General features: G+C 73.4%; 22 protein-coding genes. 12 read left to right on the top strand and 10 right to left on the bottom strand.

All coding sequences use genetic code 11. The features are described from left to right. Positions 1–52: 52 nt before the first annotated feature. Positions 53–640 (top strand): DUF6344 domain-containing protein, encoded by a 588-nt coding sequence (locus V2S66_RS03840; protein ID WP_330792990.1) that lies wholly within the window; start codon positions 53–55, stop codon positions 638–640. 913 nt (positions 641–1553) lie between these two features. Further along, positions 1554–2432 carry an HAD family hydrolase gene (locus V2S66_RS03835; RefSeq protein WP_413966276.1) on the top strand — a complete coding sequence of 293 codons (879 nt, stop codon included), beginning with the start codon at positions 1554–1556 and terminating at the stop codon, positions 2430–2432. A gap of 11 nt (positions 2433–2443) precedes the next feature. Here the strand turns inward: V2S66_RS03835 and cydD are convergent, their stop codons facing one another. The 4 genes from cydD to hisC all read right to left on the bottom strand — a co-directional run bounded on the left by cydD (position 2444) and on the right by hisC (position 10118). Continuing rightward, positions 2444–6250 carry a thiol reductant ABC exporter subunit CydD gene (gene cydD / locus V2S66_RS03830; RefSeq protein ID WP_330792989.1) on the bottom strand — a complete coding sequence of 1269 codons (3807 nt, stop codon included), beginning with the start codon at positions 6248–6250 and terminating at the stop codon, positions 2444–2446. 46 nt (positions 6251–6296) lie between these two features. Further along, positions 6297–7301: a cytochrome d ubiquinol oxidase subunit II gene (gene cydB, locus V2S66_RS03825; protein WP_330792988.1), complete on the bottom strand. Its 1005-nt coding sequence runs from the start codon at positions 7299–7301 to the stop codon at positions 6297–6299. A gap of 18 nt (positions 7302–7319) precedes the next feature. Then, positions 7320–8831, bottom strand: coding sequence for a cytochrome ubiquinol oxidase subunit I (locus V2S66_RS03820; protein ID WP_330792987.1), 1512 nt, complete (start codon positions 8829–8831; stop codon positions 7320–7322). A 195-nt stretch (positions 8832–9026) separates the two neighbouring features. Next, complete coding sequence (gene hisC / locus V2S66_RS03815; RefSeq protein WP_330792986.1) at positions 9027–10118, bottom strand: histidinol-phosphate transaminase; 1092 nt, start codon at positions 10116–10118, stop codon at positions 9027–9029. A 331-nt stretch (positions 10119–10449) separates the two neighbouring features. Here hisC and V2S66_RS03810 point away from each other — a divergent pair, with 331 nt between their 5' ends. The 4 genes from V2S66_RS03810 (at position 10450) to V2S66_RS03795 (ending at position 14287) form a co-directional block, all read left to right on the top strand. Then, a complete protein-coding gene (locus tag V2S66_RS03810) occupies positions 10450–11550 on the top strand; it encodes a LacI family DNA-binding transcriptional regulator (RefSeq protein WP_330792985.1) in 1101 nt (366 codons plus the stop codon). 106 nt (positions 11551–11656) lie between these two features. Next, entirely contained in the window at positions 11657–12754 is a 1098-nt protein-coding gene (locus V2S66_RS03805; protein ID WP_330792984.1) for a metallophosphoesterase, read from the top strand. A gap of 245 nt (positions 12755–12999) precedes the next feature. Continuing rightward, entirely contained in the window at positions 13000–13839 is an 840-nt protein-coding gene (locus tag V2S66_RS03800) for a hypothetical protein (protein WP_330792983.1), read from the top strand. 88 nt (positions 13840–13927) lie between these two features. After that, the gene (locus V2S66_RS03795; protein ID WP_330792982.1) at positions 13928–14287 is read left to right on the top strand and encodes a hypothetical protein; all 360 of its coding nucleotides are present in this window, start codon (positions 13928–13930) and stop codon (positions 14285–14287) included. Positions 14288–14345: 58 nt separating this feature from the next. Here the strand turns inward: V2S66_RS03795 and thiC are convergent, their stop codons facing one another. Next, positions 14346–16118: a phosphomethylpyrimidine synthase ThiC gene (thiC, locus tag V2S66_RS03790; protein ID WP_330792981.1), complete on the bottom strand. Its 1773-nt coding sequence runs from the start codon at positions 16116–16118 to the stop codon at positions 14346–14348. Positions 16119–16320: 202 nt separating this feature from the next. On the opposite strand from thiC, the gene V2S66_RS03785 reads away from it, so the two are divergent. After that, complete coding sequence (locus V2S66_RS03785) at positions 16321–17703, top strand: YibE/F family protein (protein WP_330792980.1); 1383 nt, start codon at positions 16321–16323, stop codon at positions 17701–17703. 60 nt (positions 17704–17763) lie between these two features. Here the strand turns inward: V2S66_RS03785 and V2S66_RS03780 are convergent, their stop codons facing one another. Further along, positions 17764–17979: a DUF5326 family protein gene (locus V2S66_RS03780; protein WP_330792979.1), complete on the bottom strand. Its 216-nt coding sequence runs from the start codon at positions 17977–17979 to the stop codon at positions 17764–17766. 123 nt (positions 17980–18102) lie between these two features. Further along, positions 18103–18420: a cupin domain-containing protein gene (locus V2S66_RS03775; protein WP_330792978.1), complete on the bottom strand. Its 318-nt coding sequence runs from the start codon at positions 18418–18420 to the stop codon at positions 18103–18105. 78 nt (positions 18421–18498) lie between these two features. Between V2S66_RS03775 and V2S66_RS03770 the strand changes: the two genes are divergently transcribed. The 3 genes from V2S66_RS03770 (at position 18499) to V2S66_RS03760 (ending at position 20697) form a co-directional block, all read left to right on the top strand. Beyond that, complete coding sequence (locus tag V2S66_RS03770) at positions 18499–18876, top strand: phage holin family protein (protein WP_330792977.1); 378 nt, start codon at positions 18499–18501, stop codon at positions 18874–18876. 95 nt (positions 18877–18971) lie between these two features. Next, positions 18972–20090 (top strand): cystathionine gamma-lyase, encoded by a 1119-nt coding sequence (locus V2S66_RS03765; protein ID WP_330792976.1) that lies wholly within the window; start codon positions 18972–18974, stop codon positions 20088–20090. 100 nt (positions 20091–20190) lie between these two features. Beyond that, positions 20191–20697: an NUDIX hydrolase gene (locus V2S66_RS03760; RefSeq protein ID WP_330792975.1), complete on the top strand. Its 507-nt coding sequence runs from the start codon at positions 20191–20193 to the stop codon at positions 20695–20697. On the opposite strand, the gene V2S66_RS03755 is transcribed toward V2S66_RS03760, so the two are convergent. Further along, positions 20640–21854, bottom strand: a complete 1215-nt coding sequence (locus V2S66_RS03755; RefSeq protein ID WP_413966275.1) for a globin domain-containing protein — start codon at positions 21852–21854, stop codon at positions 20640–20642. The two genes, V2S66_RS03760 and V2S66_RS03755, sit on opposite strands and share 58 nt — an antisense overlap. A 207-nt stretch (positions 21855–22061) precedes the next feature. Here V2S66_RS03755 and V2S66_RS03750 point away from each other — a divergent pair, with 207 nt between their 5' ends. Both V2S66_RS03750 and V2S66_RS03745 read left to right on the top strand, forming a co-directional pair. Continuing rightward, positions 22062–22628, top strand: coding sequence for a MarR family winged helix-turn-helix transcriptional regulator (locus V2S66_RS03750; RefSeq protein WP_330792974.1), 567 nt, complete (start codon positions 22062–22064; stop codon positions 22626–22628). 115 nt (positions 22629–22743) lie between these two features. Continuing rightward, positions 22744–24396, top strand: a complete 1653-nt coding sequence (locus V2S66_RS03745) for an MFS transporter (RefSeq protein WP_330792973.1) — start codon at positions 22744–22746, stop codon at positions 24394–24396. A gap of 62 nt (positions 24397–24458) precedes the next feature. Here the strand turns inward: V2S66_RS03745 and V2S66_RS03740 are convergent, their stop codons facing one another. Together V2S66_RS03740 and V2S66_RS03735 are read right to left on the bottom strand one after the other, a co-directional pair. Next, entirely contained in the window at positions 24459–25811 is a 1353-nt protein-coding gene (locus V2S66_RS03740) for a serine hydrolase domain-containing protein (RefSeq protein ID WP_330793224.1), read from the bottom strand. 139 nt (positions 25812–25950) lie between these two features. Then, positions 25951–26841: a class I SAM-dependent methyltransferase gene (locus V2S66_RS03735; RefSeq protein WP_330792972.1), complete on the bottom strand. Its 891-nt coding sequence runs from the start codon at positions 26839–26841 to the stop codon at positions 25951–25953. Positions 26842–26972 lie beyond the last annotated feature (131 nt).

The raw sequence follows: 26972 nt of genomic DNA, 5'->3' as shown, positions 1-26972 counted from the left end.
ACAACCGTATCCGCGTCCGTCCGACCAGCAGGAAATGAGAGGTCGAGAAGTCATGGCTGTTGCCGCAGACGTCAAGACGTTCTGGAGCGCGCTGCTCAGCGTGCTGCTCAAGTGCATCGCCGCCCTGGGCTTCGGCCGTACGGCGAACGCCGCCGCCGTCCGCCCGCAGGCTGTTCCCGCCGGGTTCGTCCCGGCGGCCGCGGCGGACCGCGACGAGGCGGCCGGCCGGGCCGGTTCCCGCACCAGGCGCGGCAAGCGCGCGAAGGCGGCTCCCCCCGCGCGCACCGCGCGCCGTACGGCGAAGGGTTCCGGGGCCGGTTCCGGGACGGCTACCGGTACGGGCGCGTGCCGCGTGCCGGCGCCCCGGGGGTGCGAACCCCAACTGGGCGGCCGCGACCGCAAGCGCACCCTGCCGCCCACGATGAAGCAGCGGATCAGCGCCGAGGCCCACGGTTCCTCGCCCAGCGCCCGCAGCCTGCGCGTCGACGACATGCTCGGTGAGGAGTTCGCCGGCGCGGTGAGCGTCCCCACCAGCGCTCCCACCAGCGCCCATGCCGGCGCCGGCGTGGATGCGGGCACGGGCACAGGTACGGGCGCAGGTCATGACGTGGCGCGCGAGCCCGCGCCGCTCGCCGGCTGACCGCAGGTCATGAGACCCGATGATCCGACCCGTTCCTTGGCCGCGGTCATCAGCACGATCAGCAGCCCGATCAGCAGGCAGAGAGCCACCATGGAGCCCAGCGCGGCGAAGAGCGCGGTAGCACCAGCGCGGTCGTCAGGAAGCGCCGGACTCCACCCGCCGGCCAGTTGCCCGGTTCGCGCCGCCCGAGGGTGAGCGACCTGCGCAAGGCAGCGAATGGGCCGGAGCGTTCGGCCATCACCCCAGGAAGTACGAAGAAGGTCAGCAGCGACCAGGAGAAACCGGCCGCGTCGAGCAGGATCGACGGACCGGCGGTGGTTTCCAGGCCGCGGAGCAGCACCCGACGGTGCTGCTGAGCAGGCTCCACCCGACAAACGCCGACAAGCGCCGGCAGACCTCGGCAGACCTCGGCAACCGCCGACCCGCCGACCCGCCACACCCAGAGAGACCCGGAGCACCGCCCGCTCGCCCGCCTCCAGCGCGTGCACAGAGTGCAGCGGAGCACCAGAGCAGCGGTGCAGTACGTGCCCACGCACGACAGCAGCGCCACCATGACGACGGACGCCGCGCCCCTGCGCGCCGGCCGGTGCGTGTCCCGCCCGCACCCGTTGCCATGCGCCGTTCAGCGGCAGCGCCCACGCGGCCGCCGCGACCAGCGCCATCGTGCCCGCGTCAGCGCTCGCGCCCGCGCCCGCGCCCGCGCCCGCGCCCGCGCCGGGAAGACCAGCAGCCGCGCGTCCGGCCCGCACTCGGTCCGACGCCCATGCACCCGCGCCACCGTGCGGACGATTCCCGCCTCATCCCCCGTGCGCCCACGCCCCTCCGCGCTCGCCCCTCGCGCCGCGGAGCAGCCGCGTGCGCCGCCGCCGCGCCGTCCCCACCTCGGTCCGGGGCACGGATGCAGTACGGAAGGATGGGCCACGTGACCCCACCCTCCGCGCCCTCCGGATCGTCCACGCCCTCCAGTCCCCGCCTGCCCGTACCCGCGACGCGGCTGATCGCCACCGACCTGGACGGCACGCTGCTGCGTGACGACAAGACGGTCTCGCAGCGCACCGTCGACGCGCTCGCCGCCGCCGAGGCGGCCGGGATCGACGTGTTCTTCGTCACCGGCCGGCCGGCGCGCTGGATGGGAGTGGTCGCGGCCCACCTGGCCGGGCACGGCCTGGCGATCGTGGCGAACGGCGCGGCGGTGTACGACCTGCGGTCCGGCGTGCTGGTGGAGTCGTTCCCGCTGCCCGAGGCCGACGCCCTCGCGGTGGCCGTGGCGCTGCGCGAGGCCGTCCCGGGCACGAGCTTCGCGGTGGAGCGTCCGGACGGCTTCCGGCACGAGGAGGGCTACCTGCCGGCCGAGCCGGACGGCCGCGGGGACCGCGCGCCGGTGGAGCGGCTGCTGGCCGAGGACCGCGAGCAGCCGGTGCTGAAGCTGCTCGCCAAGCACCCGTCCCTCGACCCCGACGAGTTCCTCGCCGCGGCGCTCGAAGCCGCCGGCCGGCACGGCGAGATCACCCGCTCCAGCGAGTCGGCGCTGCTGGAGGTCAGCGGCGCCGGGGTGAGCAAGGCGACGACGCTCGCCAAGTGCTGCGCCGAGCGCGGCGTGACGGCCGCCGAGGTCGTCGCCTTCGGCGACATGCCGAACGACCTCGCGATGCTCGGCTGGGCGGGCACCTCCTACGCCGTGGCGAACGCCCACCCCGACGTCCTCGCCGCGACCCCGCACCACGCGCGGTCCAACGAGGAGGACGGCGTGGCCCGGGTCATCGAGAGCATCGTCGCCGCCCGGCTGACCTGACGGGCCCCGCGTCAGCCGGCCGCCGGCACCCGCGCCCTGGCCTCCGCACCCTCCCGACGGCGCGCCGCCGGTACCGCGTCCCGCGCCGCGGGCCCGCCGAGCGCCCGGTCCGCGAGCCGCTCGCGCTCCAGGGTCCGGCGGAAGGGGCCGTCCGCGGCGGCCAGTTCGCGGTAGGAGCCGCGCTGCACCACGCGCCCGGCCTCCAGGACCACGATCTCGTCCACCGCTCCGTCCGCGGCGAGTCCGGCGAGCCGGTGCGTGATGAGGAGCGTGGTCACGCCGCGCGTCGCGGCGAGCAGGTCGGCGGTGAGCGCGTCGGCGGTCGCGATGTCCAGGTGCTCGGCGGGCTCGTCCAGGACGAGTACGGGGAAGCGCGCGAGCAGCGCGCGGGCCAGCGCGAGCCGCTGACGCATACCGCCGGACAGCCGCGCCCCGTGCTCGCCGACGGCCATGTCGAGATCGACGTCCAGCCGTGCGGCGGCGAGCGCCTCGCGCAGCTCCGCGTCCGTGGCATCGGTCCTGGCCAGCCGCAGGTTCTCCCGGACCGTGCTGTCGAAGACGTGCGCGTCCTGCGCGCACAGGCCGACCATGCGGCGCACCGCGTCCCCGTCGAGCCCGGCGGCCGGACGGCCCGCCAGCGTGTACGTGCCCGCCTCGGCGTCCAGGAACCGCAGCAGCACCTGCGCGAGCGTGGTCTTGCCCGCACCCGAGGGGCCGACGACGGCGACCCGGCGCCCGGGGGTGAGCGTGAGGTCGACGCCGCGGAGGGCGGGCGCGGCCTGACCGGGATGGCGGGCCGTCAGCCCGTGGAGGACCAGCGGGTACGGCGTCGCGGGCGGCTCCTGCGGCTGCTCGGGCTCGCGCACCGGCAGCGGCGCGTCGAGGACCTCCCGCACCCGGTCGGCGGCCCGGCGGCTGCGGCTGCGCTGCTGAGCGGCGGGCGGCATCCCGGTGACCGCCTCGAACGCGGCGAGCGGGGTCAGCACGACCACGGCGAGCAGCACGCCGTGCATCCGGTGCGCGGCCACCGCCTGCAGGCCCGCCCAGGTGCAGGCGGCCACGGTCAGGCCGCTGATCAGGGCGGTGAGCCCGGCGCCGAGCGCGGTGGCGGCGGCCGAGCGCGCGCCGACCTGCCGGAGGGCGCGGTCCGCTCCGGCGGCCTCCTCCTTGCGGGCCGCGAGGGCTCCGGAGACGGTGAGTTCGGCGGTGCCGGTGAACAGGCCGAGCACGCGGGCGGACAGCTCGCCCCGCGCGGGGGCCAGCCGGCTCTCGGTCCTGCGGGCCAGAGCCGCGGACAGCGCGGGCACGCCCGCGCCCGCCGCGAGGAGCCCGGCGAGCAGGATCAGCCCGGCGGCGGGCAGCAGCCAGCCGGTGAACGCGGCGGCCGCGACGACCGTGGCCCCGGCGGTCACCGCGGGCAGCAGCCAGCGCAGGAAGTGGTCCTGTACGGAGTCGACGTCCGCCACGAGGCGGGAGAGCAGGTCGCCGCGGCCGGTCACGCCGAGTCCGGCCGGCGCGAGCCGCTCCAGCCGGCTGAAGACGCGGACCCGTACCTCGGCGAGCGCACGGAACACGGCGTCATGACCGAGCAGGCGTTCTCCGTAGCGGAAGGCCGCCCGCCCGATGCCGAAGGCGCGCGTCGCGGTGACCGCGACCATCAGGTACAGCACCGGCGGCTGCTGCGACGCGCGGCTGATCAGCCAGCCGGACGTCCCCATCAGCCCGACCGCGCACACCAGCGCGAGCACGCCGAGCAGGCACGCCGTCCCGAACCGCCCCCAGAACCGCGGCATCCCTCCCAGCCGCAGCGGATCTCCACGCCGACGGCCACGCCGCCGGTCCGCCGCCCCCTCGGAGCCCGCGGACCCGACGGCCACGCCGCCCGACACGGCGGCCACCGCCGCCGGCACGACCGGCTCCGGCATGAGGGCTGCTTCCGCCGGAACCGGCCCGGTCGGCCCTGACGCGACCGACTCCGCGGCCGCGACCCGCACGGGCGGCTCGACGGGCACCGACTGCGGCGCTTCAGCCGGCACGGACACCGAGGGGCCGACCAGTTCCGTCGCGGCCGCCGCGACCGCTCGGGCCGGCACGGCCCGTACAGCCGACCCCGGACCCGTGGGCGCGGGCGCGTCCGGCGCGCCCACCCCCACCGGCGCCTGCGAGGCCGAAGGCGCCAAGGGAGCCGGGGGCGCCACGGGCACCAGCGCGTGCACGCGGTCGGCGAGCGGCAGCAGGGCCGGGCGGTGCACCGCCATCACCACCGTGCGGTCCCGCACAAGCTCCCGCAGGGCAGCGATGACCGCGGCCTCGGTGTCGCCGTCGAGGTTGGCGGTGGGCTCGTCCAGCAGGACCAGCGGGCGGTCGGCCAGGAAGGCGCGGGCGAGCGCGATCCGCTGGCGCTGGCCGGCGGACAGCCCCGCGCCGTCCTCGCCGACCGGGTCGTCGGGATGGGCGAAGTCCGCGGCGCCTGCGGCGGTGAGCGCCGCGGCGACCTGCGCGTCGGTCGCGTCCGGCCGGGCCAGCCGGACGTTGTCCGCGATGGTGCCGGCGAAGAGGTGGGGGCGCTGCGGGACCCATGCGATCTGGCGGTGCCAGGACGCCGGGTCGATGGCGGCCAGGTCGATCCCGCCGACCAGGACCCGGCCCTCGGCGGGCGGGGCGAACCCCAGCAGCGCGCTCAGCAGCGTGGACTTGCCGACGCCGCTGGGCCCGGTCACGGCGACGGTCTCCCCTGGCGCGAGCGCCAGCGTCGTCGGGCCGAGCCGGCCGCCCTCGTGGACCTCGACGCCCTCCACCCAGACCACCGCGGTGCGCAGGTCGGGGGCCGGCAGCGTGCCGGGCGCGGCGGCGGGCGCGGTCTCCAGCACCTCGAAGACCTCCTCGGCGGCGGCGAGTCCCTCGGCGGCGGCGTGGTACTGGGCGCCGACCTGCCGCAGCGGCAGATACGCCTCGGGGGCGAGCACCAGGACCAGCAGTCCGGTGCGCAGGCTCAGTTCGCCGTGCACGAGCCGCATGCCGATGCCGACCGCGACGAGCGCGACCGAGATCGTCGCGAGGAGTTCCAGCACGAAGGAGGAGAGGAACGCGATCCGCAGGGTGCGCAGGGTGGCCTTGCGGTAGTCGCCGGTGATCGCGCGGATGTTCTCCGCCTGCGCCTTGGCCCGCCCGAAGACCTTGAGGGTGGGCAGTCCCGCGACGACGTCGAGGAAATGGCCGGAGAGCCGGCCGAGCAGCCGCCACTGGCGGTCCATCCGCTCCCGGGTGGCCCAGCCGACCAGCACCATGAACACGGGGATCAGCGGCAGGGTGAGGACGATGGTCAGCGCCGACACCCAGTCCACCGAGACGATCCTGGCGAGCACGACCGCGGGCACCACGGCGGCCAGCGCGAGTTGCGGCAGGTAGCGGGCGAAGTAGTCGTCGAGGGCGTCGATCCCCCGGGTGGCCAGGGTGGTGAGGCGGCCGCTGCGCTGGCCGGTGAGCCAGCCGGGGCCGAGCGCCGTGGCGTGCTCCAGCAGGCGGGCGCGCAACTGCGACTTGACCGCCGCGCCGGCGCGGTGCGCGCACAGCTCGGTCAGCCAGCCGACGAGCGCGCGGCCGAGCGCCACCGCGGCGAGCCCGAGCAGGTCGCCGCGCAGCGCGCCGGGCCCCTGGCCGTGCTGGAAGCCGCCGACCACCACGTCGGCGATCAGTGCCGCCTGGGCGATGATCAGTCCGGCGCCGAGCAGCCCGAGCAGGACCGAGCCGGCGAGGAAGATCCGGGTGGTGCGGGCGTATCGGAGCAGCCGGGGGTCGACCGGTTTCACGTGGAACATCCCCTTCCGTGTTTCACGTGGAACATTCCTGCCGTCGGCGCGCGCATCAGTGCGCGGCTTCCGCGATGTGCTGGGTGCCGATCCGCTTGCGGAAGACCCAGTAGGTCCAGCCCTGGTAGAGCAGCACCAGCGGGGTTGCGACGCCCGCGCACCAGGTCATGATCCGCAGCGTGTAGGGGGTCGCCGAGGCGTTGCTGACGGTCAGCGACCAGGTGCTGTTCAGGGTGGACGGCATGACGTCGGGGAAGAGCGTGAGGAAGAGCATCGCGACGGCGGCGGCGATGGTGACGCCGGAGAAGGCGAACGACCAGCCCTCGCGGCCGGCGAGGTTCGCGCCGATCGCCGCCGCGAGCGCGGCGACCGCCACGATCAGCGCGGGAAGGCTGCGCTCGTTGCCGCTGTGCGCCTGCGTCCAGATCAGGAAGCAGGAGGCGGCGACGGCCGCGACCAGTCCGGCGCCGGTGGCGAAGGCGCGCGCCCGCTCCCGGATCGGCCCGACCGTCTTCAGCGAGGCGAACACCGCGCCGTGGAAGGTGAAGAGGGTCAGCGTGACCAGGCCGCCGAGCAGCGCGTAGGGGTGCAGCAGGTCCCAGAAGCCGCCGACGTACTCCTTGTTCGCGTCGATCTTCACGCCGCGGGTGATGTTGGCGAAGGCCACGCCCCACAGGAAGGCGGGCAGCAGCGAGGTCCAGAAGATCGCGTGCTCCCAGTTGCGCTGCCAGCGGTCCTCGCCGCGCTTGGCGCGGTACTCGAAGGCGACGCCGCGCACGATCAGGCAGACCAGGATCATCAGCAGCGGCAGGTAGAAGCCGGAGAAGAGGGTGGCGTACCAGTCGGGGAAGGCGGCGAAGGTGGCGCCGCCCGCGGTGAGCAGCCAGACCTCGTTGCCGTCCCAGACCGGGCCGATGGTGTTGATCAGCACGCGCCGCTCGGTGCGGTCGCGGGCGAGCAGTTTGGTCAGGACGCCGATCCCGAAGTCGAACCCTTCGAGGAAGAAGTAGCCGGTCCACAGGACGGCGATGAGGACGAACCAGACGTCGTGCAGGTGCATGTCGTTCTCCTCAGCGGCTCAGTACGAGAAGGCCATCGGCCGGTCGTCGGCGCTGTCGTGGTCGCCGCCGATCCGGGTGGGGGAGCGGCGGTCGTCGTCGGTGAGTTCCGGCGGCCCCGCCGTGACGTACTTCGCCAGCAGCCGCACCTCGATGACCGCGAGCAGCGCGTACAGCAGGGTGAAGACGGTGAGGGAGGTGACCGCCTCGCCGGCCGAGACGCCGGGGGAGACCGCGTCCTTGGTGCGCAGCACGCCGTAGACCACCCAGGGCTGGCGGCCGGTCTCGGTGAAGATCCAGCCCCAGGAGTTGGCGAGCAGCGGGAAGACCATGGTGAGCAGGGCGATCCGCCAGTACCAGCGGGAGAGGCCGTCGTGCAGGGCGACGCCCCTGGTGAGCATCAGCCGCGGCACCTCGTCCTCGCCGGTGCGGTGCTCCGGCGCCACCCAGAACCTGCGCCGGGTCAGCCAGAGCCCGGCCGCGCCGACGCCGATGGACACCACGCCGAAGCCGATCATCCAGCGGAAGCCCCAGTAGGCGACCGGGATGTTGGGGCGGTAGTCGCCGGGTCCGTACTTCTGCTGCTCGGCCTTATTCACGTCGTTGATGCCGCCGACGTAGGAGGTGAAGTCGTCGGTGGCCAGGAAGGACAGCAGGTTGGGGACGTCGATCGCGACCTCGTTGTGGCCCTTGTTGACGTTGCCGACCGCGAAGATCGAGAAGGGCGCGCCCTTCTGGCCGTCCCACAGCGCTTCTGCGGCGGCCATCTTCATCGGCTGCTGCTTGAACATGACCTTGCCGAGGGTGTCGCCGCTGATCGCGGTGAGCGCGCCGGCCACCACGGCGACGACCAGGGCCATCCGCAGCGAGGAGCGCATCACGGCGATGTGCTGCTTGCGGGCCAGGTGGTAGGCGCAGATGCCGATCATGAACGCGGCGCCGGTGAGGAAGGCGGCCGACATGGTGTGGAAGAACTGCGCGAGCGCGGTGTTCTGGGTCAGCACCGCCCAGAAGTCGTCGAGTTCCGCCCGCTTGGTGCGCGGGTTGTAGTGGTAGCCGACCGGGTGCTGCATCCAGGAGTTGGCCGCCAGGATGAAGTACGCGGAGAGGATGGTGCCGATCGAGACCATCCAGATGCAGCCGAGGTGGATCCTCCTGGGCAGCTTGTCCCAGCCGAAGATCCACAGCCCGATGAAGGTGGACTCGAAGAAGAAGGCGATCAGCGCCTCGAACGCCAGTGGGGCGCCGAAGACGTCGCCGACGAAGCGCGAGTAGTCCGACCAGTTCATGCCGAACTGGAACTCCTGCACGATCCCCGTCACCACGCCCATGGCGATGTTGATCAGGAACAGCTTGCCCCAGAACTTGGTGGCCCTGAGGTACTTGTCGTGTCCGGTGCGCACCCAGGCGGTCTGGAGGCCGGCGGTCAGCGCCGACAGCGAGATCGTCAGGGGGACGAAGAGGAAGTGGTAGACGGTCGTGATGCCGAACTGCCACCTGGCGACGTTCAGTGGCTCCAGTGCGAGCTGCACGGTACGTCTCCTTTGCTGCCGGTACGGGCGGTTGCCCGAGGTTCGCCGGACATGCCCTGCCTTATGGGCACGACACGTTCCGCTTGTGAACGTGAATACATTCACAAAGTAGTATCGCGCATACGCGAAAGGCCCCTGACACCGGGGTGGGTCAGAGGGCTTCTCCGCAGGTCAGCCGACCTGTGGGCGGTCCGGTCACAGCTCCTTGCGGAAGGCCTCCGCGGTGCGCAGCATGATGTCGTTCGCCTCGGTCTCGCCGACCGAGATCCGCACGCCTTCGCCGGCGAACGGCCGCACCGAGGCGCCGGCCCGCTCGCAGGCCGCGGCGAAGTCCAGAGTGCGCTCCCCCAGCCGCAGCCACACGAAGTTGGCCTGCGTCTCGGGCACCGTCCAGCCCTGCCCGGCGAGCGCCGCGGCCACCCGGGTGCGCTCGGCGACCAGCCCGGCCACCCGCTCCAGCAGGGCCGGTTCCGCGCGCAGGCTGGCGACCGCCGCGTCCTGCGCGAGCTGCGTCACGCCGAAGGGCACCGCGGTCTTGCGCAGCGCGGCGGCCACCGGCTCGTGGGCGATCGCGAAGCCGATCCGCAGCCCGGCCAGGCCGTACGCCTTGGAGAAGGTGCGCAGCACCGCGACGTTCGGCCGGTCGCGGTAGACGTCGACGCCGTCCGGCACCTCGGGGTCGGTGATGAACTCGCGGTACGCCTCGTCCAGCACGACCAGCACGTCGGAGGGCACGCGGTCGAGGAAGCGCTCCAGCGCGGCCCGGCGGATCACCGTGCCGGTGGGGTTGTTGGGGTTGCAGACGAAGATCAGCCGGGTCCGCTCGGTGACAGCGTCGGCCATCGCGTCCAGGTCGTGCGTCTCGTCCGCCGCCAGCGGCACCTGCACGGGCTCGGCGCCGCTGATCCGGGTGATGATCGGATACGCCTCGAAGGACCGCCAGGCGTAGATCACCTCGTCCCCCGGCCCCGACGTCGACTGCAGCAGCTGCTGGGCGACGCCGACCGAGCCGGTGCCGGTCGCGATGTGCGCGGCGGGCACGCCGAACCGCTGCGCCAGCTCGCCGGTCAGCGCCGAGCAGGCCAGGTCCGGGTAGCGGTTGAACGCGGCCGCGGCGGCGGTGGCCGCCTCCAGCACACCGGGCAGCGGAGGGTACGGGTTCTCGTTCGAGGACAGCTTGTAGGCCGGCCCCGAGGCGCCGTCCTCCGCCGCGGCCGGGGGTCGCCCGGGCTTGTACGTCGGGATGCCGTCCAGTTCCGCGCGCAGCTTGGGGGTGGTCATGGCCACACCCTATGAGGGCGCGCTCCGGCTGGGGAGGTGCCGTACGTCACCCCCCGTACGCACGTCCGGACGGATGGCGGATGGCGTCACTCCGTGGCGTGCGCGGGTGGCGTGCGCGGTGGCGCGCGTCCCCCGTAGGAGTGAGTTGCCGGGATCGCCGCCCGCGTACCAATGGCCGGGCGAGGGGCACTGCCGGGCCGGTATCCCCACCGTGGCGGGGGCTGCCGCCTGCATATTCCACCTTGCATACGGTTTTCGATCTTGCAGAAACCGTTCTTCTGAGGCGCTCCGCTGGTGGAGGCCGGATGGACCAGCCCCGCCCTACTATCGGCACGCCATGACAGCAGCAGGGAAACACCAGGCGAGCCGGCCCCTCGGACGCCGGATGGAGCGGGCGGGGATCAGGGACGTCGCCGCTGCCGCCGGAGTCTCGATCACGACTGTCTCCGACGCGCTCAACGGCAAGGGCCGACTGCCCGACGCCACCCGCCGCCATGTCCGCGAGGTCGCCGACCGGCTGGGCTACCGCCCCTCCGCCGCCGCCCGCACGCTGCGCACCGGCAGATCGGGCCTGATCGGCCTGACGGTGACGACATACGGCGAAGAACCGTTCACCTTCACCGAGTTCGCGTACTTCGCGGAGATGGCCAGAGCCGCCACCTCCGCCGCGCTCGCCCGCGGCTACGCGCTGGTCATCCTGCCCGCGTCCTCCCGCCACGACGTGTGGGGGAACGTCGCGCTCGACGGCACCGTCGTCGTCGACCCCTCCGACCAGGACCCGGTGGTCACCGAACTGGTCCGGCAGGGCGTGCCGGTGGTCAGCGACGGCCGCCCGGCCGGCAGCCTCCCGGTGCACGCCTGGGTCGACAACGACCACGAGGAGGCCGTCCTCGGCATCCTCGACCACCTCGCGGAAGCCGGCGCCCGCCGGATCGGGCTGCTCACCGGCACCACCACCGACACGTACACCCGGCTCTCCACCACCGCCTACCTGGAATGGTGCGAACGCGTCGGCCAGGAGCCGGTCTACGAGGCGTACCCGGCGCACGACCCCTGCGCCGGCGCGGTCGCCGCGGACCGCTTACTCGCCCGGCCGGACCGACCCGACGCGGTCTACGGCCTCTTCGACCCCAACGGGACCGACCTGCTCGCCGCCGCCCGCCGCTACGGCTTACGGGTGCCGGACGACCTGCTGCTGGTCTGCTGCAGCGAGAGCGCCGGGTACGCGGGCACCGACCCGCCGATCACCACCCTGTCCCTGCAGCCGCGGCGGATCGGCACCGCCGTGGTGCAGTTGCTGATCGACGCCATCGAGGGCATCGGACCCGCCCACCCCGTGCAGCAGGTGATGCCCACCGAGCTGATCGTGCGCGCCTCCTCCCAGCGCCGCACGCACCGCACCACGGTGAGCCCGCCACGCGGACCGTCCCACGGATAAGGGGTGGTTTGTCTGGACCTTCGGAAAACCAGGTGCCTGGGTATGTCACAACGCGTCGGCGTCATTCCTATGATGGGCGGATGGCGGCGCGATCGTGGAGGGGTCGATGACTCAGGGGGCATCTCAGGGGTACGAACCCGGTGCCGGATACGAGCCCGCGCCCGGGTACGGGACGGCGCCCGACTTCGAGCCGGCGTACGACCGCGGTTATCCGTCCGCGCCCGCCTACGACGGGGGCCCGGCCGCACCGGTGGCGGTGCCCGCACCGCCCGCGGGCTACGAGGCGAACCGGCCCGACGCCCTGCCGGCGCCGGACGGGTACACGCCCACCGCCCACGACCTGCCGGTCATCACGCCCACCCACGACGGCGGCGACCGGCCGGGGCCGCTCTACGTGGTCGGCGACGTGCACGGATTCCTCGACGAACTGCTGGCCGCCCTGCACGAGAACGGCCTCGTCGACACCGGGGGCCACTGGTCCGCCGGCAGCGCGCGGCTGTGGTTCCTGGGCGACTTCACCGACCGCGGCCCCGACGGCATCGGCGTCATCGAGCTGGTCATGCAGCTGTCCGCGGAGGCCGCGGCCGCCGGCGGCTACTGCAAGGCCCTGATGGGCAACCACGAACTGCTGCTGCTCGGCGCCCACCGCTTCGGCGACACCCCCGTCAACTCCACCGGCGGCACCGCCTCCTTCCTGGCCGCCTGGCGGCTCAACGGCGGCCAGCCCTCCGACATGGAGCGCCTGGAGGACCGCCACCTGACCTGGATCTCCCGGCTGGACGCCGCCCACGTCACCGACGGCCACCTGCTGCTGCACTCCGACACCACCGCCTACCTCGACTACGGCAGCAGCATCGAGGAGATGAACGACGCGGTCACCGGCGTGCTCCAGCGCGGCGACGCCGACGAGTGCTGGGACCTGTTCCGCAAGTTCACCAAGCGCTTCGCCTTCCGCGGTGACGACGGCCCCGAGGCCGCCCGCGAACTCCTCGGCACCTACGGCGGCCGCCGCGTGGTCCACGGGCACAGCCCGATCCCGTACCTGCTCGGCGAGGTCGGCGGCGACGCCGCTCCGGACGCCGAGCAGCGCCCGCACGTCGTGCACGGCCCGATGGTGTACGCGGAGAACCTCGCGGTCGCCATGGACGGCGGCGTCACCATGGAGGGGCGTCTGCTGGTCGCCCAACTCCCCCTGGTGGGATAGAAGCTGACGGCCCGTCGGGCGCGGGTCCGGGCCCCGGGCGCCGCCCGGCGCACGGAACGGCCCGTCCCCCGCGCGATCCGGCAGGCAGCGCCGCCCCCACATTTCCTGGTTGCACCCTGTCACGGCCTGCCGTACCGCCCTACCATCGGCAGTATCCGTAGGCACACCGCTCTCCGGCATCCGGCCGGCCGCTCCGGTTCCATCGGGGACAACCGGTCGCGCACGGAGGGTCGGAGCATCGGGGGATGCACATGAACAGCGCTCCACACCTGCTCAGCGAGGACCGCCCGGACTTCGACCGCGTGCTGGACGAGGCACTGCACATCGTGCTCGGCGACACGCCCGCGGAGTCCGCAAGCCCTCTGAACGCCGAGCAGCTGCGCACCCTGGCGCTCGCCGCGTCCGACGCGATCGGAGCGACGGCCGCCGACGAGTACGACGCGTACCTCAAGATCCGGGCCGACACCCGGGAGGCGGCGCGCGAGTCGGCGCGCCTGCGCGACGGCCGGTCGTTCGGCTACGCCGCCATGGGCGTCGCCGACGGCGCGGGCTCCGGCGCGGGCCTGATCGCGGTCATGGCGGTGCTCACCCCGCTGCTCGCCGGCGCCGCCGCGGTCATCTTCCTGCTCATCGGCTACGCGCTGCGGGCCGTCTCGCCCGAACCCGGCATCGCCTCGCCGCTGCGCACCGCCGGCTGGTTCTTCGCCGCCGTCACCGCCGCCTCGATCCTGCTCGGCGCGATCGGACTGCTGCTCACCGCGCTGCGCGACGGCTCCTCGGCGATCCACGACGCGCCCGACGCGATGCCGCCGGACGTCGCCCAGGCACGCGACGCCTGGCACCGGGCGCTGCTCGACCGCGGCATGCTGCCGTTCCTCGACGACGCCGTGGCCGGCACGCACCCCCTGCCCCCCGCCCCCGTGCCGCCGCCCGCCGCGCCGCCGTCCTCGCGGATGCCGCACCTCGGCTACTCCCGACCCGACTTCTCCTCACCGCAGGACCCGCACGCCACCACCCCGCACTACTCCTCGCCCGACTTCACCAGCCCGGACTTCACCACCGGCTCCGACCGGCTGCCCGACTGACCCGGTTGGCCCGGTTGGAGGCGCACCGGTCGCGGGCCGCGGCCGCCGTTGGTTCACTGCTCGATAGGCGGTCGCAACGGGAGGAATCATGCGCGTAGGTCGTTCGCTCACCGCCCTGGCCGCGGTCGTCCCGCTCGTCTGGGCCGCAGCCGGGTGCTCCAGCAATCCCGGCGGTACGGTGGCGGCGAGCCGCAGGGCCCAGGTCGTCCAGCAGATCGTCAACCCGCAGCCCGGCAAGTGCCACACCTTCGTGCCGCTCGGCGTCGACCGGGTCAACAACGAGACCGGCATGGACATCCGGCTGCACGTCGGCCGCGACTGCAAGGACCCGGCCGGCCGGTCCAGCTTCTACCTGCCCGCCACCCTCTCCACCACCTCGGTCCCCGGCCAGGCGCTCTGGCACAGCTTCTCCACCGTCGGCTGGCTCGCCCCCGTCCCGGCGGCCTGACCGAAGGGGCGGACCCGCGCCGCGCGCGGGCCCGCCCCCGAGAGCGGCGCGTCCGTGCTCAGTCGGCCAGCGGCAGGTACACCCGGTTGCCCGCGGCGGCGAACTCGCGGGACTTCTCGGCCATACCGGCCTCGATCTCCGCGGCGGACCCGTCGGCGCCGGCGTCGGGGTCGCCTCCGCCGTGAGTGCGGCGGATGTCGTGGGAGATCTTCATCGAGCAGAACTTCGGCCCGCACATCGAGCAGAAGTGCGCGGTCTTGGCGGGCTCGGCCGGCAGCGTCTCGTCGTGGAAGGCGCGTGCGGTGTCGGGGTCGAGGGCCAGGTTGAACTGGTCCTCCCAGCGGAACTCGAAGCGCGCGTCGGACAGCGCGTCGTCCCATTCCTGGGCGCCGGGGTGGCCCTTGGCGAGGTCGGCGGCGTGGGCGGCGATCTTGTAGGTGATCACACCGGTCTTGACGTCGTCGCGGTCCGGCAGCCCGAGGTGCTCCTTGGGGGTGACGTAGCAGAGCATCGCGGTCCCCCACCAGGCGATCATCGCGGCGCCGATGCCCGAGGTGATGTGGTCGTAGGCGGGCGCGACGTCGGTGGTGAGCGGGCCGAGGGTGTAGAACGGCGCCTCCTCGCAGATCTCCTGCTGGAGGTCGATGTTCTCCTTGATCTTGTGCATGGGCACGTGGCCCGGGCCCTCGATCATGGTCTGCACGTGGTGCCGCTTGGCGATCGTGTTGAGTTCGCCGAGGGTGCGCAGCTCCGCGAACTGCGCCTCGTCGTTGGCGTCGGCGATCGAGCCGGGCCGCAGTCCGTCGCCGAGCGAGTAGGTGACGTCGTAGGCGGCGAGGATGTCGCAGAGTTCCTCGAAGTTCTCGTGGAGGAAGTTCTCGCGGTGGTGGGCCAGGCACCAGGCGGCCATGATCGAGCCGCCGCGCGAGACGATGCCGGTCCTGCGGCGGGCGGTGAGCGGCACGTACCGCAGCAGCACGCCGGCGTGCACCGTCATGTAGTCGACGCCCTGCTCGGCCTGTTCGACGACGGTGTCCCGGTAGATCTCCCAGCTCAGCTCCTCGGCGCGGCCGTCGACCTTCTCCAGCGCCTGGTAGAGGGGCACCGTGCCGATCGGCACGGGGGAGTTGCGCAGCACCCACTCGCGGGTGGTGTGGATGTTGCGGCCGGTGGACAGGTCCATCACCGTGTCGGCGCCCCAGCGGGTCGCCCAGGTCATCTTCTCCACCTCCTCCTTGATGGAGGAGGTGACCGCGGAGTTGCCGATGTTGGCGTTGACCTTCACCAGGAACCGCTTGCCGATGATCATCGGCTCGATCTCGGGGTGGTTGACGTTGGCCGGCAGCACGGCGCGGCCGGCCGCGATCTCGTCCCGCACGACCCGCGGGTCGACGTTCTCGCGCAGCGCGACGTACTCCATCTCCGGGGTGATCTCGCCGCGCCGGGCGTAGCCCAGCTGGGTGACCGGCGCTCCCTCACGGCCACGTCGCGGCAGCCGCGGCCGGCCGGGGAAGACGGCGTCGAGGTTGCGCAGCCCGCCGCGCGGCGAGGTGTCCTTGAGGCCGTCGTCCTCGGGCCGGACCGGGCGGCCGGGGTACTCCTCGGTGTCGCCCCGCCCGATGATCCAGCTCTCCCGCAGCGGCGCGAGTCCGCGCCGGACGTCGGTGTCCACGGTGGGGTCGGTGTACGGGCCCGACGTGTCGTACAGCGCCACGTCGCGGCCGTTGGTCAGGTGCACTTGACGGACCGGCACCCGCAGGTCCGGTCGGGATCCGGTGAGATACGACTTGTGCCAGCCGATGTCACGCGTGCGCGCGTCCTGCATGGTCATGAGACCTACTCCCTACGCCGGCATTACCCGGTAACAGGTTCGGCGGTCGGCGCAGCCGTTCGTCCCGCGGCCGTGGCACGGCCGTCCTGCGAGTCAGCGCCCTCTCAGCCCGGTGCTCCGAGCTCCCGCGTTGTGCAAAGGTGTCGCCAACGGTAGCGGCCCGACGCGGACAGGCACCAGGGGCCCTTGCGATGATCGGCCGGTGGACAGCACCCCCCGCACTCCCCACCCGGCCGGGAACACGTCAGGACGTGTTCCCGGTCAGACGCACGAACCCGGCCACGGTCACGGCCACGGCCACGAACCCGCCCACGGGCAGGCGCACGGGCACGGGCACGCGCACGGCCCGGTGGAGCCCGCGTCCAACCGGCTGCGGAAGGTGATCGCCGCGGTCCTGGTGCCGTTCGCCGCCGCGGTGGTGGTCGGCCTGGTCGTGCTGTGGCCCGGCGGCGCCCCCGACCACGCGCGCTCCGGGGTCGGCTTCGACCAGCAGACCCGGCAGGGCACGGTGGTGCGGCTGCTGGACGTGTCGTGCAAGGCGGTGGGGGCGCCGCCCGCGGCGAGCGGCGTGGGCGACGCGTGCCAGAAGGCGACGATCGAGGTGGCGTCCGGGCCGGACAAGGGCGCCACCTTCACCGAGATCGTGCAGCCCGACCAGACCCGCCGCTACACCGAGGGCCAGGGCCTGGTGCTCGCCTACGCGCCGAACGCCCCGCAGGGCCAGCGGTACTCGGTGTCGGACGTGGACCGCGGCTTCCCGCTGGCGCTGCTCGCGGGCATCTTCGCGGTGGCGGTGATCGTCGTCGGCCGGATGCGCGGGCTGATGGCGCTGGTCGCGCTCGCGGTGTCGTTCGCGGTGCTGACGCTGTTCATCCTCCCGGCGATCCTGCGCGGCGACGATCCACTGCTGGTCGCGGTGATCGGCGGCAGTGCGATCATGCTCGCCGCCCTGTACATGTGCCACGGCGTCAACGCCCGCACCTCGGTGGCGGTGCTGGGCACGCTCTGCTCGCTGTTCCTGATCGGCGTGCTCGGCTCGGTCTTCGTCGGCCGGGCGTACCTGACCGGCAACACCTCGGACGAGACCGGGGTGATCCACTCGCTCTACCCGCACATCGAGATCAGGGGCGTGCTGCTCGCCGGGATCATCATCGGCTCGCTCGGCGTGCTCGACGACGTGACGGTCACGCAGGTCGCCGCGGTGTGGGAGCTGAAGGACGCCGATCCGGGGGCGAGCCGGCGCAAGCTGTACGCGGCGGGGATGCGGATCGGCCGCGACCACATCGCCTCGGTGGTCAACACGCTGGTGATGGCGTACGCGGGCGCCGCGCTGCCGCTGCTGCTGCTCTTCTCGATCGCGCGCAGCGGGGTGCTGAGGGTCGCGAGCAGCGAGCTGGTGGCCGAGGAGATCGTCCGCACGCTGGTGGGGAGCATCGGCCTGGTGGCGTCGGTGCCGCTGACGACCGCGCTCGCGGCGCTGGTGGTCAGCGCGGACCGGCGGCCTGCGGCGGCTCTCGCCGCGGCGGCGAGCGGCGGCGCTAGGTCCACGCGGTCGGCCGGCGGCGGCCACCGCCGCCGGAAATGACGGCGGCGGGGGTCCGGGCGGCCGGGGGGCGGCCGGCCGGAGGTTCCGGGGGCGCGCCCGTCAGCGGTCCCGCTTGGACCCGGAACCGCCGGACGTGACGCGCTTCACGATGAAGACCAGCGCGCCGACCAGGATCACGAAGACGAGCACCTTGAAGAGCAGACCCACGACGAAGCTGATCAGGCTGGCCACGAGGCCGCCGAAGACGACCAGCGCGATGACGGGGATGCCGATCCACTTGACCCACCAGGGCAGGCTCTTCAGCAGTTTCTCCATGACGCTCGTACGCTCCTATGTCGCTGCGCGGACTGGCGCTCCCAGTGCCCGTACTCACGACTGTAGAGCCATCGGGCACGCCGGCGGAGAGCCCGCGGACCGGATACGACCCTGATCCCGCCCCTAGGGTTCCGGGGGCGAGAAGACCACCATCACCCTGAGGTCCTCGGTGATGTGGTGGAAGCGGTGCGGGGTGCCGGCCGAGACGTGGATCACACTGCCGCGCGCCACGGTCGTGGTCTCCTCACCCACCGTGATCGCCGCCCGGCCGCTGACCACCAGGTAGATCTCGTCCTGGGCGTGCGGCTGCTGCGGGTCGCTCTCGCCCGCCTTGAGCGCGTACAGGCCCGCTGACATGGTGCGTTCCTTCAGGAAGCGGAGATAAGCGCCCTGGTTCGCGGCCCGCTCCGCGTCCAGGTCGTCCAGCCGGAACACCTTCATCGCCCCTCCTCGGTACCGGATCTGCTACGTCTTGGTCCGGCATCTTGCCCTGGTACTCGGTTCTGCGACGATCACACCATGAAGAATTTCCTCGTCAAGACCCTGGCGAACGCCGGGGCACTCGCGGTGGCGATATGGCTGCTCAAGAACATCACGCTGACCGGTGACTCCTTCGCCCGCGAGGCCCTCGCGCTGATCCTCGTCGCCCTGGTCTTCGGCGTGGTCAACTGGCTCGTCAAGCCGGTCGTCAAAGTGCTCTCCTTCCCGCTGTTCATCCTCACCCTGGGCCTGATCACCCTGGTGGTGAACGCGCTGATGCTGCTGCTGACGTCGTGGCTCGCGGGCAAGCTCAGCATCGAGTTCCACGTGCACGGCTTCTGGACCGCGGTGCTCGGCGGCCTGATCATCAGCATCGTCTCGTGGGTGCTGCACGTCGTGCTCCCGGACGACGAGTGACCGGCGGGGTCGGGGGGACACAGCACGGCGCCACGGGTTCGGCCGAGGCGGCCGGCGCGGGGGACGCGGTGAGGGCAGGGGACGCGGGGGACACGGTGGGCGACAGCACGAGGAGCGTGCACGCGGGGCGGCCGCCGGCCACCGCGTACGAGCCGTCGCTGCCAGGCCCGGTCTTCGTCTCGCACTACCACCTGCCGGGCGAGCCCACCGGCCCGTACACCTACGGCCGGGACGAGAACCCGACCTGGGAGCGGCTCGAAGCGGCGATCGCGGGGCTGGAGGCGCCGGGCGACCCGGCGGCCACCACGCTGGCCTTCGCCTCCGGGATGGCCGCGGTCAGCGCGGTGCTGCTCTCCCAGGTGCGCTCGGGCCAGACGGTCGTGCTCCCCTCGGACAGCTACCAGACCACCCGCGCGCTCCAGGACCGCCTGGAGTCCTACGGCGTCGAGGTCCGGCTCGCGCCGACCGCGGGCGACGGGCAGCTCGCCGCGCTGGACGGCGCGGCGCTGCTGTGGGTGGAGACGCCCTCCAACCCGGAGCTGGACGTCTGCGACATCCGGCGGCTGGCCGACGCCGCGCACGCGGCGGGCGCGCTGGTCGCCGTGGACAACACCCTGGCCACACCGCTCGGCCAGCGCCCGCTCGCGCTCGGCGCCGACTTCTCCGTGTCCAGCGGCACCAAGGCGCTCAGCGGCCACGGCGACCTGCTGCTCGGCTACGTCACCACGCGCGACCCGGCGCTGACCGCGGGCGTCCGCACGTGGCGCAAGACGGTCGGCGCGATCCCCGGCCCGATGGAGGCGTGGCTGGCCCACCGCTCGCTGGCGACGCTCGCCCTGCGGGTGGACCGGCAGGCGTCCAACGCGCTGGCGCTCGCGCAGGCGCTGCTGGAGCGCCCGGAGGTCTCCGGGGTACGGCACCCGGGCCTGCCGTCCGACCCCTCGCACGCGGTGGCGTCGGCGCAGATGCGCCGGTTCGGCAGCGTGGTGTCCTTCACACTGCCCGACCAGGCGCACGCCGAGCGCTTCCTGGGCGCGCTGCGGCTGACCGCGGAGGCGACGAGCTTCGGCAGCGTGCAGTCGACGGCCGAGCGCCGGGCCCGCTGGGGCGGCGACGCGGTGGCGCCGGGATTCGTACGGTTCTCGGTCGGCGTGGAGGACCCGGACGACATCGTGGCCGACGTGCTGCAGGCGCTGGCCGCGGCGGCGGGCTGACCTGCGGCGGGGGCACGTCGCCGGGGCGACCGGAAGAGGGGGCTCCGATTCGCCGCCGCAGGCACGTTTGCCCCCGCTCCCGGCGCGGCAGATCTCAGGCATGCCTCCGGACCCGCACCCCAGTCCCACCACCCGCCCGGTGGTCAAACGGACGGCCCGCGCCATCATCCTCGACGGTGCGGACCGGCTCGTCCTGATCAAGCGCACCAAGCCCGGCATCGCCCCCTACTGGCTGACCCCCGGCGGCGGGGTCGAGGCGGACGACGCGAACATCCTGGCCGCGCTGCACCGGGAGATCGACGAGGAGCTGGGCGGCAAGATCACCGACCCGGTGCCCGCCTTCGTCGACACCACCGAGCACATCGCGGAGGACGGCTCGCACGGCGTCAAGGTGCAGTACTTCTTCGTCTGCCGGCTCGGGTCGATGGACCTGGCGCGACGCCACGGCCCGGAGATCGACGAACCCTGCGGGGAGTACGAGGTGGTCCGGGTGCCCTTCACCCGGATCGGCCTCGCGTCGGTGGACATCGTCCCGTTGACGCTGCGGCACTACCTGGACGGGAACATCGAAGGGGTGCTCGGGCTGCTCGGCTCCGACCTGCTCTGAGCGGCGGGTCCGGGGCCGGTGGCGGCCTCCTCGTGGGCCGCCGCCAGGTCGTGGCGTATGCGGTGCGCGGGCATCCCGCCGCGCACCAGCGTGTCCACGCTGCTGCGGACGAGCCCCGGCGGCCCGGACAGGTAGGCGTCGTAGGAGTCCCACGGCCCGGCCGCCAGGACCGCGTCCGGGAGCGGGCCGGTCAGTGCGTCCGGCGGCGTGTCGGCGACGACCGCGCGCACCGAGAGCCACGGGTGTGCGCGCTGCAAGTCCAGCATGGTGTCCAGGTCGTAGAGGTGCTCGGTGTGCCGGGCGCCGTAGAAGACCTGGACGGTGCGCCGTCCGCCGTGCTCCACGACGTCCTCGACCAGGGCTTTGATCGGCGCGATGCCGGTGCCGCCGCCGAGGCAGAGCAGGTTGCTGTCGGTGCTGTGGTCGACGGTCATCGTCCCGGCGGGCGGTCCGAGCCGGATCACGTCGCCCGGGGCGGCCCGGTGGACCAGTGCGCGGCTGACCCAGCCGGCCGGCACCGCCTTGACGTGGAAGACGAGCAGCCCGTCGGGGCGCGGCGCGCAGGCGAAGGAGTACGGCCGCCAGACCCGCGGCCACCAGGGCGTCTGCACCGCGGCGTACTGCCCGGCCAGGAAGGGGTACGCCGTCGCCGGACGTACGGTCAGCACCGCCACGTCGTCGGCGCGGTGCTCGTGGCCGACGATCTCGGCGTCCCACCAGGCCGGGGCGGTGCGCTCGTCGGCGGCCGCGGCGTCGATCATGATCTGCGAGACCGCGGTGTACGCCCTGACCCACGCCGCCTCGGTCTGCGGGGTCCACACCGCGGCGGCATAGCGAGCGAGCGCGCCGATCAGCGCCTCGCCCACCGCCGGATAGTGCTCGGGCCGGGTGCCGTACCTGCGGTGGCCACGGCCGAGCGAGGTCAGATACGAGCTGAGCGTCGCGCTGTCGTCGAAGTGCTCGGCCGCGGTGAGCAGCGCCGTGAAGAGCCGCTCGCGCTGGACGTCCATCGCCACCGGGAACATGTCCCGCAGCTCAGGATGGCGCACGAACAACAACGCGTAGAAGTACGAGACCGCCCGGTCCGCGACCGGGGTGATCTCGTCCATCGTGCGCCGGATCAGGAAGACGTCCGGCGACGGCGGCTTGGCGTCCATGATGCAGCGAGCGTGGCAGCGCGCCCGGTCCGGCGGACGAATTGCCGAAAGGACCCGGATCGGGGCAGGGCGGACGCGTAGGATCGACGGCTTGGCTCCACGCGATGTTCCACGTGGAACACTCAGCGTGAGCGGTTGGGACGCCGCGGAGAATAGGTCCGCTACCGAACAATCCCGTAGCCGACCTATCTTGTTACCCTCGTCGGCATGACCGCGCCGACATCGCCCCCGCCTTCGACCGCTTCGCCTTCCACCACCCCGCCCTCCGCCGCCTCGCCGGCCGCTCCCACGCCCGCCGGGCCTGTCGCGGACGTCTCCTTCCTGCTCCAGCACACCGCGCATGTGCTCGCCACGCAGATGACGGCCGCCCTCGCGGAGATCGGGATGTCGCCACGGGCGCACTGCGTGCTCGCCCACGCGCAGGAGGCCGAGCGGACGCAGGCACAGCTCGCCGAGCTGTCCGACCTGGACAAGACGACCATGGTCGTCACCGTGGACATGCTGGAGCGGGCCGGCCTCGCCGAGCGGGTGCCGTCCGCGACCGACCGCAGGGCGCGGATCATCCGGCCGACCGCGAAGGGCGAGGAGGTCGCCGCGGCAGGCCAGCGGATCGTGGACCGGGTGCACGGCGACGTGCTCGGCGCCCTGCCGCAGGAGGAGCGCAGCACGTTCGTGGCCGCCCTGAACCGCCTGGCCACCGGCCATCTCGGCATCCCGGCAGACTCCCCCGACGGCGCTCAGGGCGTCCGCCGACCGCGCCAGGCCCGCACCTGAGCAGGCCCAGACCCGAGAGTGCGGCGACCGAAAGTCCACCCGTAAGAGATAGTCTCTAACGAAACCATCTGCTACGGTCGTTCCTGGCATTCCCTTCGCCAGGAGGCGACCTCCCATGTCAGCGGTTTCGCCGGCGTCATCCGCCGCTCCCCTCCGCGCCCGCTCCCGCGGCGCCGCCCTCGCCGTCCTCAGCGCGGGCACTCTGATGATCATCCTGGACGGCACCATCGTGAACGTGGCGCTGCCGTCCATCCAGCACGACCTCGGCTTCTCCCAGGCCGGCCTGGCCTGGGTGATCAACGCCTACCTCATCGCCTTCGGCGGTCTGCTGCTTCTCACCGGACGCCTCGGCGATCTGCTCGGCCGGCGGCGCGTCCTGGTCGCGGGGCTCGCGGCGTTCACCGCCGCCTCGCTGCTGTGCGGCCTCGCCGACTCCGCGGGACTGCTGGTCGCGGCCCGTTTCGTCCAGGGCGCGGCAGGCGCGATGGTCTCCGCCGTCGCCCTCGGCATGGTGATCACCCTCTACCCCGACGCCCGCGGCCGGGCCCGCGCGATGGGCGTCTACAGCTTCACCCAGTCCGCGGGCGGCGTCCTCGGCCTGCTGGCCGGCGGAGTGCTCACCCAAGCCGTCAACTGGCACTGGATCTTCTTCGTCAACCTGCCGATCGGTGCCGCCGCCGCCCTGCTCAGTCTGCGGCTGCTGCCCGACGACCGCCCGGGCGAGCGCTCCGGCGCGACCCTCGCCGCGCCGCCGCACGGCCTGCGCGCGCTGCGCGGCGCCGACGTCCCCGGCGCCCTGCTGGCCACCGGCGCGCTGATGCTCGGCGTCTTCACCATCGTCAGGACCGGCGACCACGGCTGGACCTCCGCGGGCACCGCCTGGTCCGGCGCGCTGTCGGTGCTGCTGCTCGCCGCGTTCCTGCGGCGGGAGTCCGGGGCGGCACGACCGCTGATGCCGCTGCGGATCTTCCGCTCCCGCATCGTCAGCGGCGCCAACCTGGTGCAGATGCTCATGGTCGCGGGCGGCTTCGGCTTCCAGTTCCTCACCGCGCTCTACCTCCAGCGGGTGCTCGGCTACGACCCGTTGCGGATCGGCCTGGCCATCGCGCCCACCGGCGTGGTCATCGGGGTGATGTCGCTCGGCCTGTCCGCGCGGCTCGGCGGACGCTTCGGGCAGCGCGCGGTCCTGCTGCCCAGCCTCGCGCTCTTCGGCGCCGGCTTCCTGCTGCTCGCCAGGGCGCCGTCCGCGCACGCCTCGTACGCCGTGGACATCCTGCCGCCGATCCTGCTGTTCGGCGTGGGCTTCGGGCTGGCGATGCCCTCGCTGATGACGCTCGGCATGTCGGACGCGACCCCGGCCGACTCCGGGCTGATCTCCGGTGTCTTCAACACCGCCCAGCAGATCGGCGGCGCACTGGGCCTGGCCGTGCTCGCGTCCCTCGCCGCCGCGCGCACCGACCGCCGTGTCAGCGCGGGCGACGCGCTGCCGCAGGCGCTGACCAGCGGCTACCACCTCGCCTTCACGACCGCCGCCGGGCTGCTGGCCGCCGCCACCGTGCTGGCCGCGGCGCTGCTCCGCACCCCCGCGCCCACCCGGAGCGGACACGACGACGACGCGACTGACGGCGACGCGGCCAGCGGCGACGCAGCCGGCAGCGCCCTGCCCATCGCGGAGGCGGAGGCGGACTCGGGCGCTCCCACGCGAGCCGCCGGCTCCGGGCACGCCGGCGCCGCCACGCCCGCACGCGCCGAGAGCGTCACGCGTTGAACCGCACGCTGCGGGCGGCCCGGTGGGCGCCCGCAGCGTCGGCGGTGCGGCGCACGGACGCGCTACGCGTTCCAGCCGGGGAAGCCGCCCGGGATCGGCGCCGCCGAATCGTAGGGCTCGCGCGTGAAGACGAAGGAGCCCAGGTCGAGATGGCTGACCGAGCCGTCCTCGCGGCGCACCGCGCGCAGCGTCTCGCCCGCGTAGTAGCCCTCGCGGCCGGTCCAGGTGCCGTCATGTTCCACGTGGAACCTTGATCCGCGGCCAGGACCGGTCAGCGGCCCGAGGTGCAGCTCGCGGCCGGAGCGCACCCGGAGCGCGAACCCGGCCGTACCCCAGTACCAGGGGCCCGCGAGGTCCAGCAGGTCCTGGTCGATGTCCTCGGCGGGCCGCCACGCGGTGGGGAAGCGGGGCTCGGCCTCCGCGGTGATCGCCAGCAGGTCCGCGGCGAGCGCGCTGACGGCGGGGCCCGCGGTGCAGTTCGTCAGCGCCAGCGCGCCCAGGCCGTCCGCCGGGCTCACCCACACCGCGGCGAGGAAGCCGGGCATCGAACCGGTGTGCCCGGCCAGGTCGCGGTCGTCGCGGCGCAGCAGTTGCAGGCCGAGGCCGTAGCCGCCCTCGGGGTCGGTGGCCTCGGGTGGCGCGGCGGGCAACCGCATCTGCTCGACCACCGCGGCCTTCAGCACCGCGTCGTGCCCCGACGCGAGGAACGCCGCCCAGCGGGCCAGATCGGCCGCGGTCGACCAGAGTTGGCCGGCCGGCGCCATCCGCCCGGTCTCCTCGACGGTCTCCGGCACCATCACGTCCGCCCACGGATGGACGGCGAAGCCTCCGGCGGCCGGAGCCTGCGGCAGCAGCGTGGTGCGGTGCATGCCCAGCGGGTCGAGGACCTCGGCGCGCAGCGCGTCACCCCACGGCGCGCCGCGCAGCCGCTCCACCAGCGCGCCCAGCAGGGCATACCCGGGGTTGGAGTAGTGGTGGCGGCGGCCAGGGCCGTGCTTGGCCGGCGCCGCACCCAGCACGTCGGCCAGCTCGGGCCGCAGCGCGCCGGGCGTGCGCTCCCACCACGGCGACGGCGTCTCGGAGGCCAGCCCCGAGGTGTGCGCGAGCAGTTGACCGACGGTCACCTCGCCCACCAGCTCGGCTGTCTCCGGCAGGTGCCGTGTCACCGGGTCGGCCAGGTCGAGCCGTCCTTCCTCGCGCAGCCGCATCACCAGCACCGCCACGAAGGTCTTCGTGATCGAACCGATCCGGTACTGCGTGTCCGCGTCCGGCGCGTGCCCCTCGATCATGCTCGCCGAACCGGTCCACACCGTCTGCCCGTCCCGCACCACCGCTGCCACCAGGGACGGTGTCCGCCCCTGCGCCTGTGCCGCGGCGACGCGGTGCGTCAGCCGCCTGCGGGTGGCCGGCAGCAGTTCGCCGGTGTCGTACGCCTGCGCGGAATCGGGACGGGGGAAGCCGGACTGCTGGTCTGTCACTCGTCGTTCGCCTCTCTGCCTGCACGGGTGGTTCGGTCTGCACGGGTGGTTCGGTCTGCTGGTTCCTGCCGGCCGTTCACGCGCCGCCCGCGTGGTCCTGCGCCTCGCGGAAGCGGACCGAGACGATCGGCATCCTCAGGGACCGTACTCCGGGAAGCAGGTGCGACACGGGGGCGAGCGCGTACAGCCCCCGGCCGCGCCGGTAGCGCAGGCTGTGCACGGACGCGATGCGCGACGAGGCGGCGGCCACCTTGCGGTACTCCGCGGTGTTCATGCCCCACTGCCAGCGCGGCGCGCGATACCGCCCGTCCGGCGCGTCGAGGGCGCCGGCCTGGTTCCGCGCGACCAAGGCCCGCGGCATGGCGTCGAAGAGGAAGCGGCCGCCCGGGAAGCGCTCGGCGCACGCGGCGATCAGGTCCTTGACGTCCTGCTCCGGCAGGTACATCAACAGGCCCTGGGCGGTGACCAGGACGTCCCGCCCCGGCAGTCCCGCCAGCTCGTCGGTCCAGCGCAGGTCGAGCGCCGAGCAGGCGAGGCTGCGGCGGCGCGGCGGATCGTCTGGCAGCAGCGCGCGGCGCACCTCGACCGTCTCCGGCAGGTCCACCGTCAGCCAGCGGACCCGTCCGTCGTCCACCCGCCAGAACTGCGTCTCCAGCCCCTCGCCGAGCGCGACGACCGTGCCGCCGGGACGCTCGGCGAGGAACCGGCGCACCTCGTCGTCCAGGCAGCGCACCCGCAGCGCGTGCCACTGCGCCATGGGGGTGCCGCCGAACCGCTCGAAGGGGTAGTCGATCCGGTCGACCAGCTCCACCGCGCGCGGGTCGTCGAGCAGCCGGGAGCCCTCCCGCCGGGCCTCGCCGGCCCGGTTGTACAGATTCCACAGCAGCGTCTCGGGGACGCCCTCCAGCTCGACCTTGATCCGGTCGTCCCCGCCGTCCCCGCCGTCCATGCCGTCCATGTCGTCCATGCCTCCAGGCTGTCAGAAGTGTTGACACCCTCCGAGGGCCGGGCGTAGACATCTCGTCGGTCAGAGAGCGCTCTCATGCAGTCGAGCGCATCGGTTCATCCCCCACGCACGAGCCGTCATCCGACACGTAG

The organism is Actinacidiphila polyblastidii (genome assembly GCF_036353415.1).
GTDB classification, from domain to species: domain Bacteria; phylum Actinomycetota; class Actinomycetes; order Streptomycetales; family Streptomycetaceae; genus Actinacidiphila; species Actinacidiphila polyblastidii.
The sequence above is the reverse complement of the archived record's forward strand: the minus strand, read 5'-3'. Positions and strand labels throughout refer to the sequence as shown.

Excerpts from the sequence above, each read along its gene's own strand:
- V2S66_RS03780 (WP_330792979.1), bottom strand. The coding sequence starts at position 17,979 with ATGGAGAAACTGCTGAAGAGCCTGCCCTGGTGGGTCAAGTGGATCGGC.
- thiC (WP_330792981.1), bottom strand. The coding sequence starts at position 16,118 with ATGACCATGCAGGACGCGCGCACGCGTGACATCGGCTGGCACAAGTCG.
- V2S66_RS03810 (WP_330792985.1), top strand. The coding sequence starts at position 10,450 with ATGACAGCAGCAGGGAAACACCAGGCGAGCCGGCCCCTCGGACGCCGG.
- V2S66_RS03760 (WP_330792975.1), top strand. The coding sequence starts at position 20,191 with ATGCCTCCGGACCCGCACCCCAGTCCCACCACCCGCCCGGTGGTCAAA.
- V2S66_RS03775 (WP_330792978.1), bottom strand. The coding sequence starts at position 18,420 with ATGAAGGTGTTCCGGCTGGACGACCTGGACGCGGAGCGGGCCGCGAAC.
- V2S66_RS03735 (WP_330792972.1), bottom strand. The coding sequence starts at position 26,841 with ATGGACGACATGGACGGCATGGACGGCGGGGACGGCGGGGACGACCGG.
- V2S66_RS03800 (WP_330792983.1), top strand. The coding sequence starts at position 13,000 with ATGCACATGAACAGCGCTCCACACCTGCTCAGCGAGGACCGCCCGGAC.
- V2S66_RS03805 (WP_330792984.1), top strand. The coding sequence starts at position 11,657 with ATGACTCAGGGGGCATCTCAGGGGTACGAACCCGGTGCCGGATACGAG.
- V2S66_RS03745 (WP_330792973.1), top strand. The coding sequence starts at position 22,744 with ATGTCAGCGGTTTCGCCGGCGTCATCCGCCGCTCCCCTCCGCGCCCGC.
- V2S66_RS03770 (WP_330792977.1), top strand. The coding sequence starts at position 18,499 with ATGAAGAATTTCCTCGTCAAGACCCTGGCGAACGCCGGGGCACTCGCG.
- V2S66_RS03750 (WP_330792974.1), top strand. The coding sequence starts at position 22,062 with ATGACCGCGCCGACATCGCCCCCGCCTTCGACCGCTTCGCCTTCCACC.
- V2S66_RS03840 (WP_330792990.1), top strand. The coding sequence starts at position 53 with ATGGCTGTTGCCGCAGACGTCAAGACGTTCTGGAGCGCGCTGCTCAGC.
- cydD (WP_330792989.1), bottom strand. The coding sequence starts at position 6,250 with ATGTTCCACGTGAAACCGGTCGACCCCCGGCTGCTCCGATACGCCCGC.
- V2S66_RS03835 (WP_413966276.1), top strand. The coding sequence starts at position 1,554 with ATGGGCCACGTGACCCCACCCTCCGCGCCCTCCGGATCGTCCACGCCC.
- cydB (WP_330792988.1), bottom strand. The coding sequence starts at position 7,301 with ATGCACCTGCACGACGTCTGGTTCGTCCTCATCGCCGTCCTGTGGACC.
- V2S66_RS03755 (WP_413966275.1), bottom strand. The coding sequence starts at position 21,854 with ATGGACGCCAAGCCGCCGTCGCCGGACGTCTTCCTGATCCGGCGCACG.
- V2S66_RS03795 (WP_330792982.1), top strand. The coding sequence starts at position 13,928 with ATGCGCGTAGGTCGTTCGCTCACCGCCCTGGCCGCGGTCGTCCCGCTC.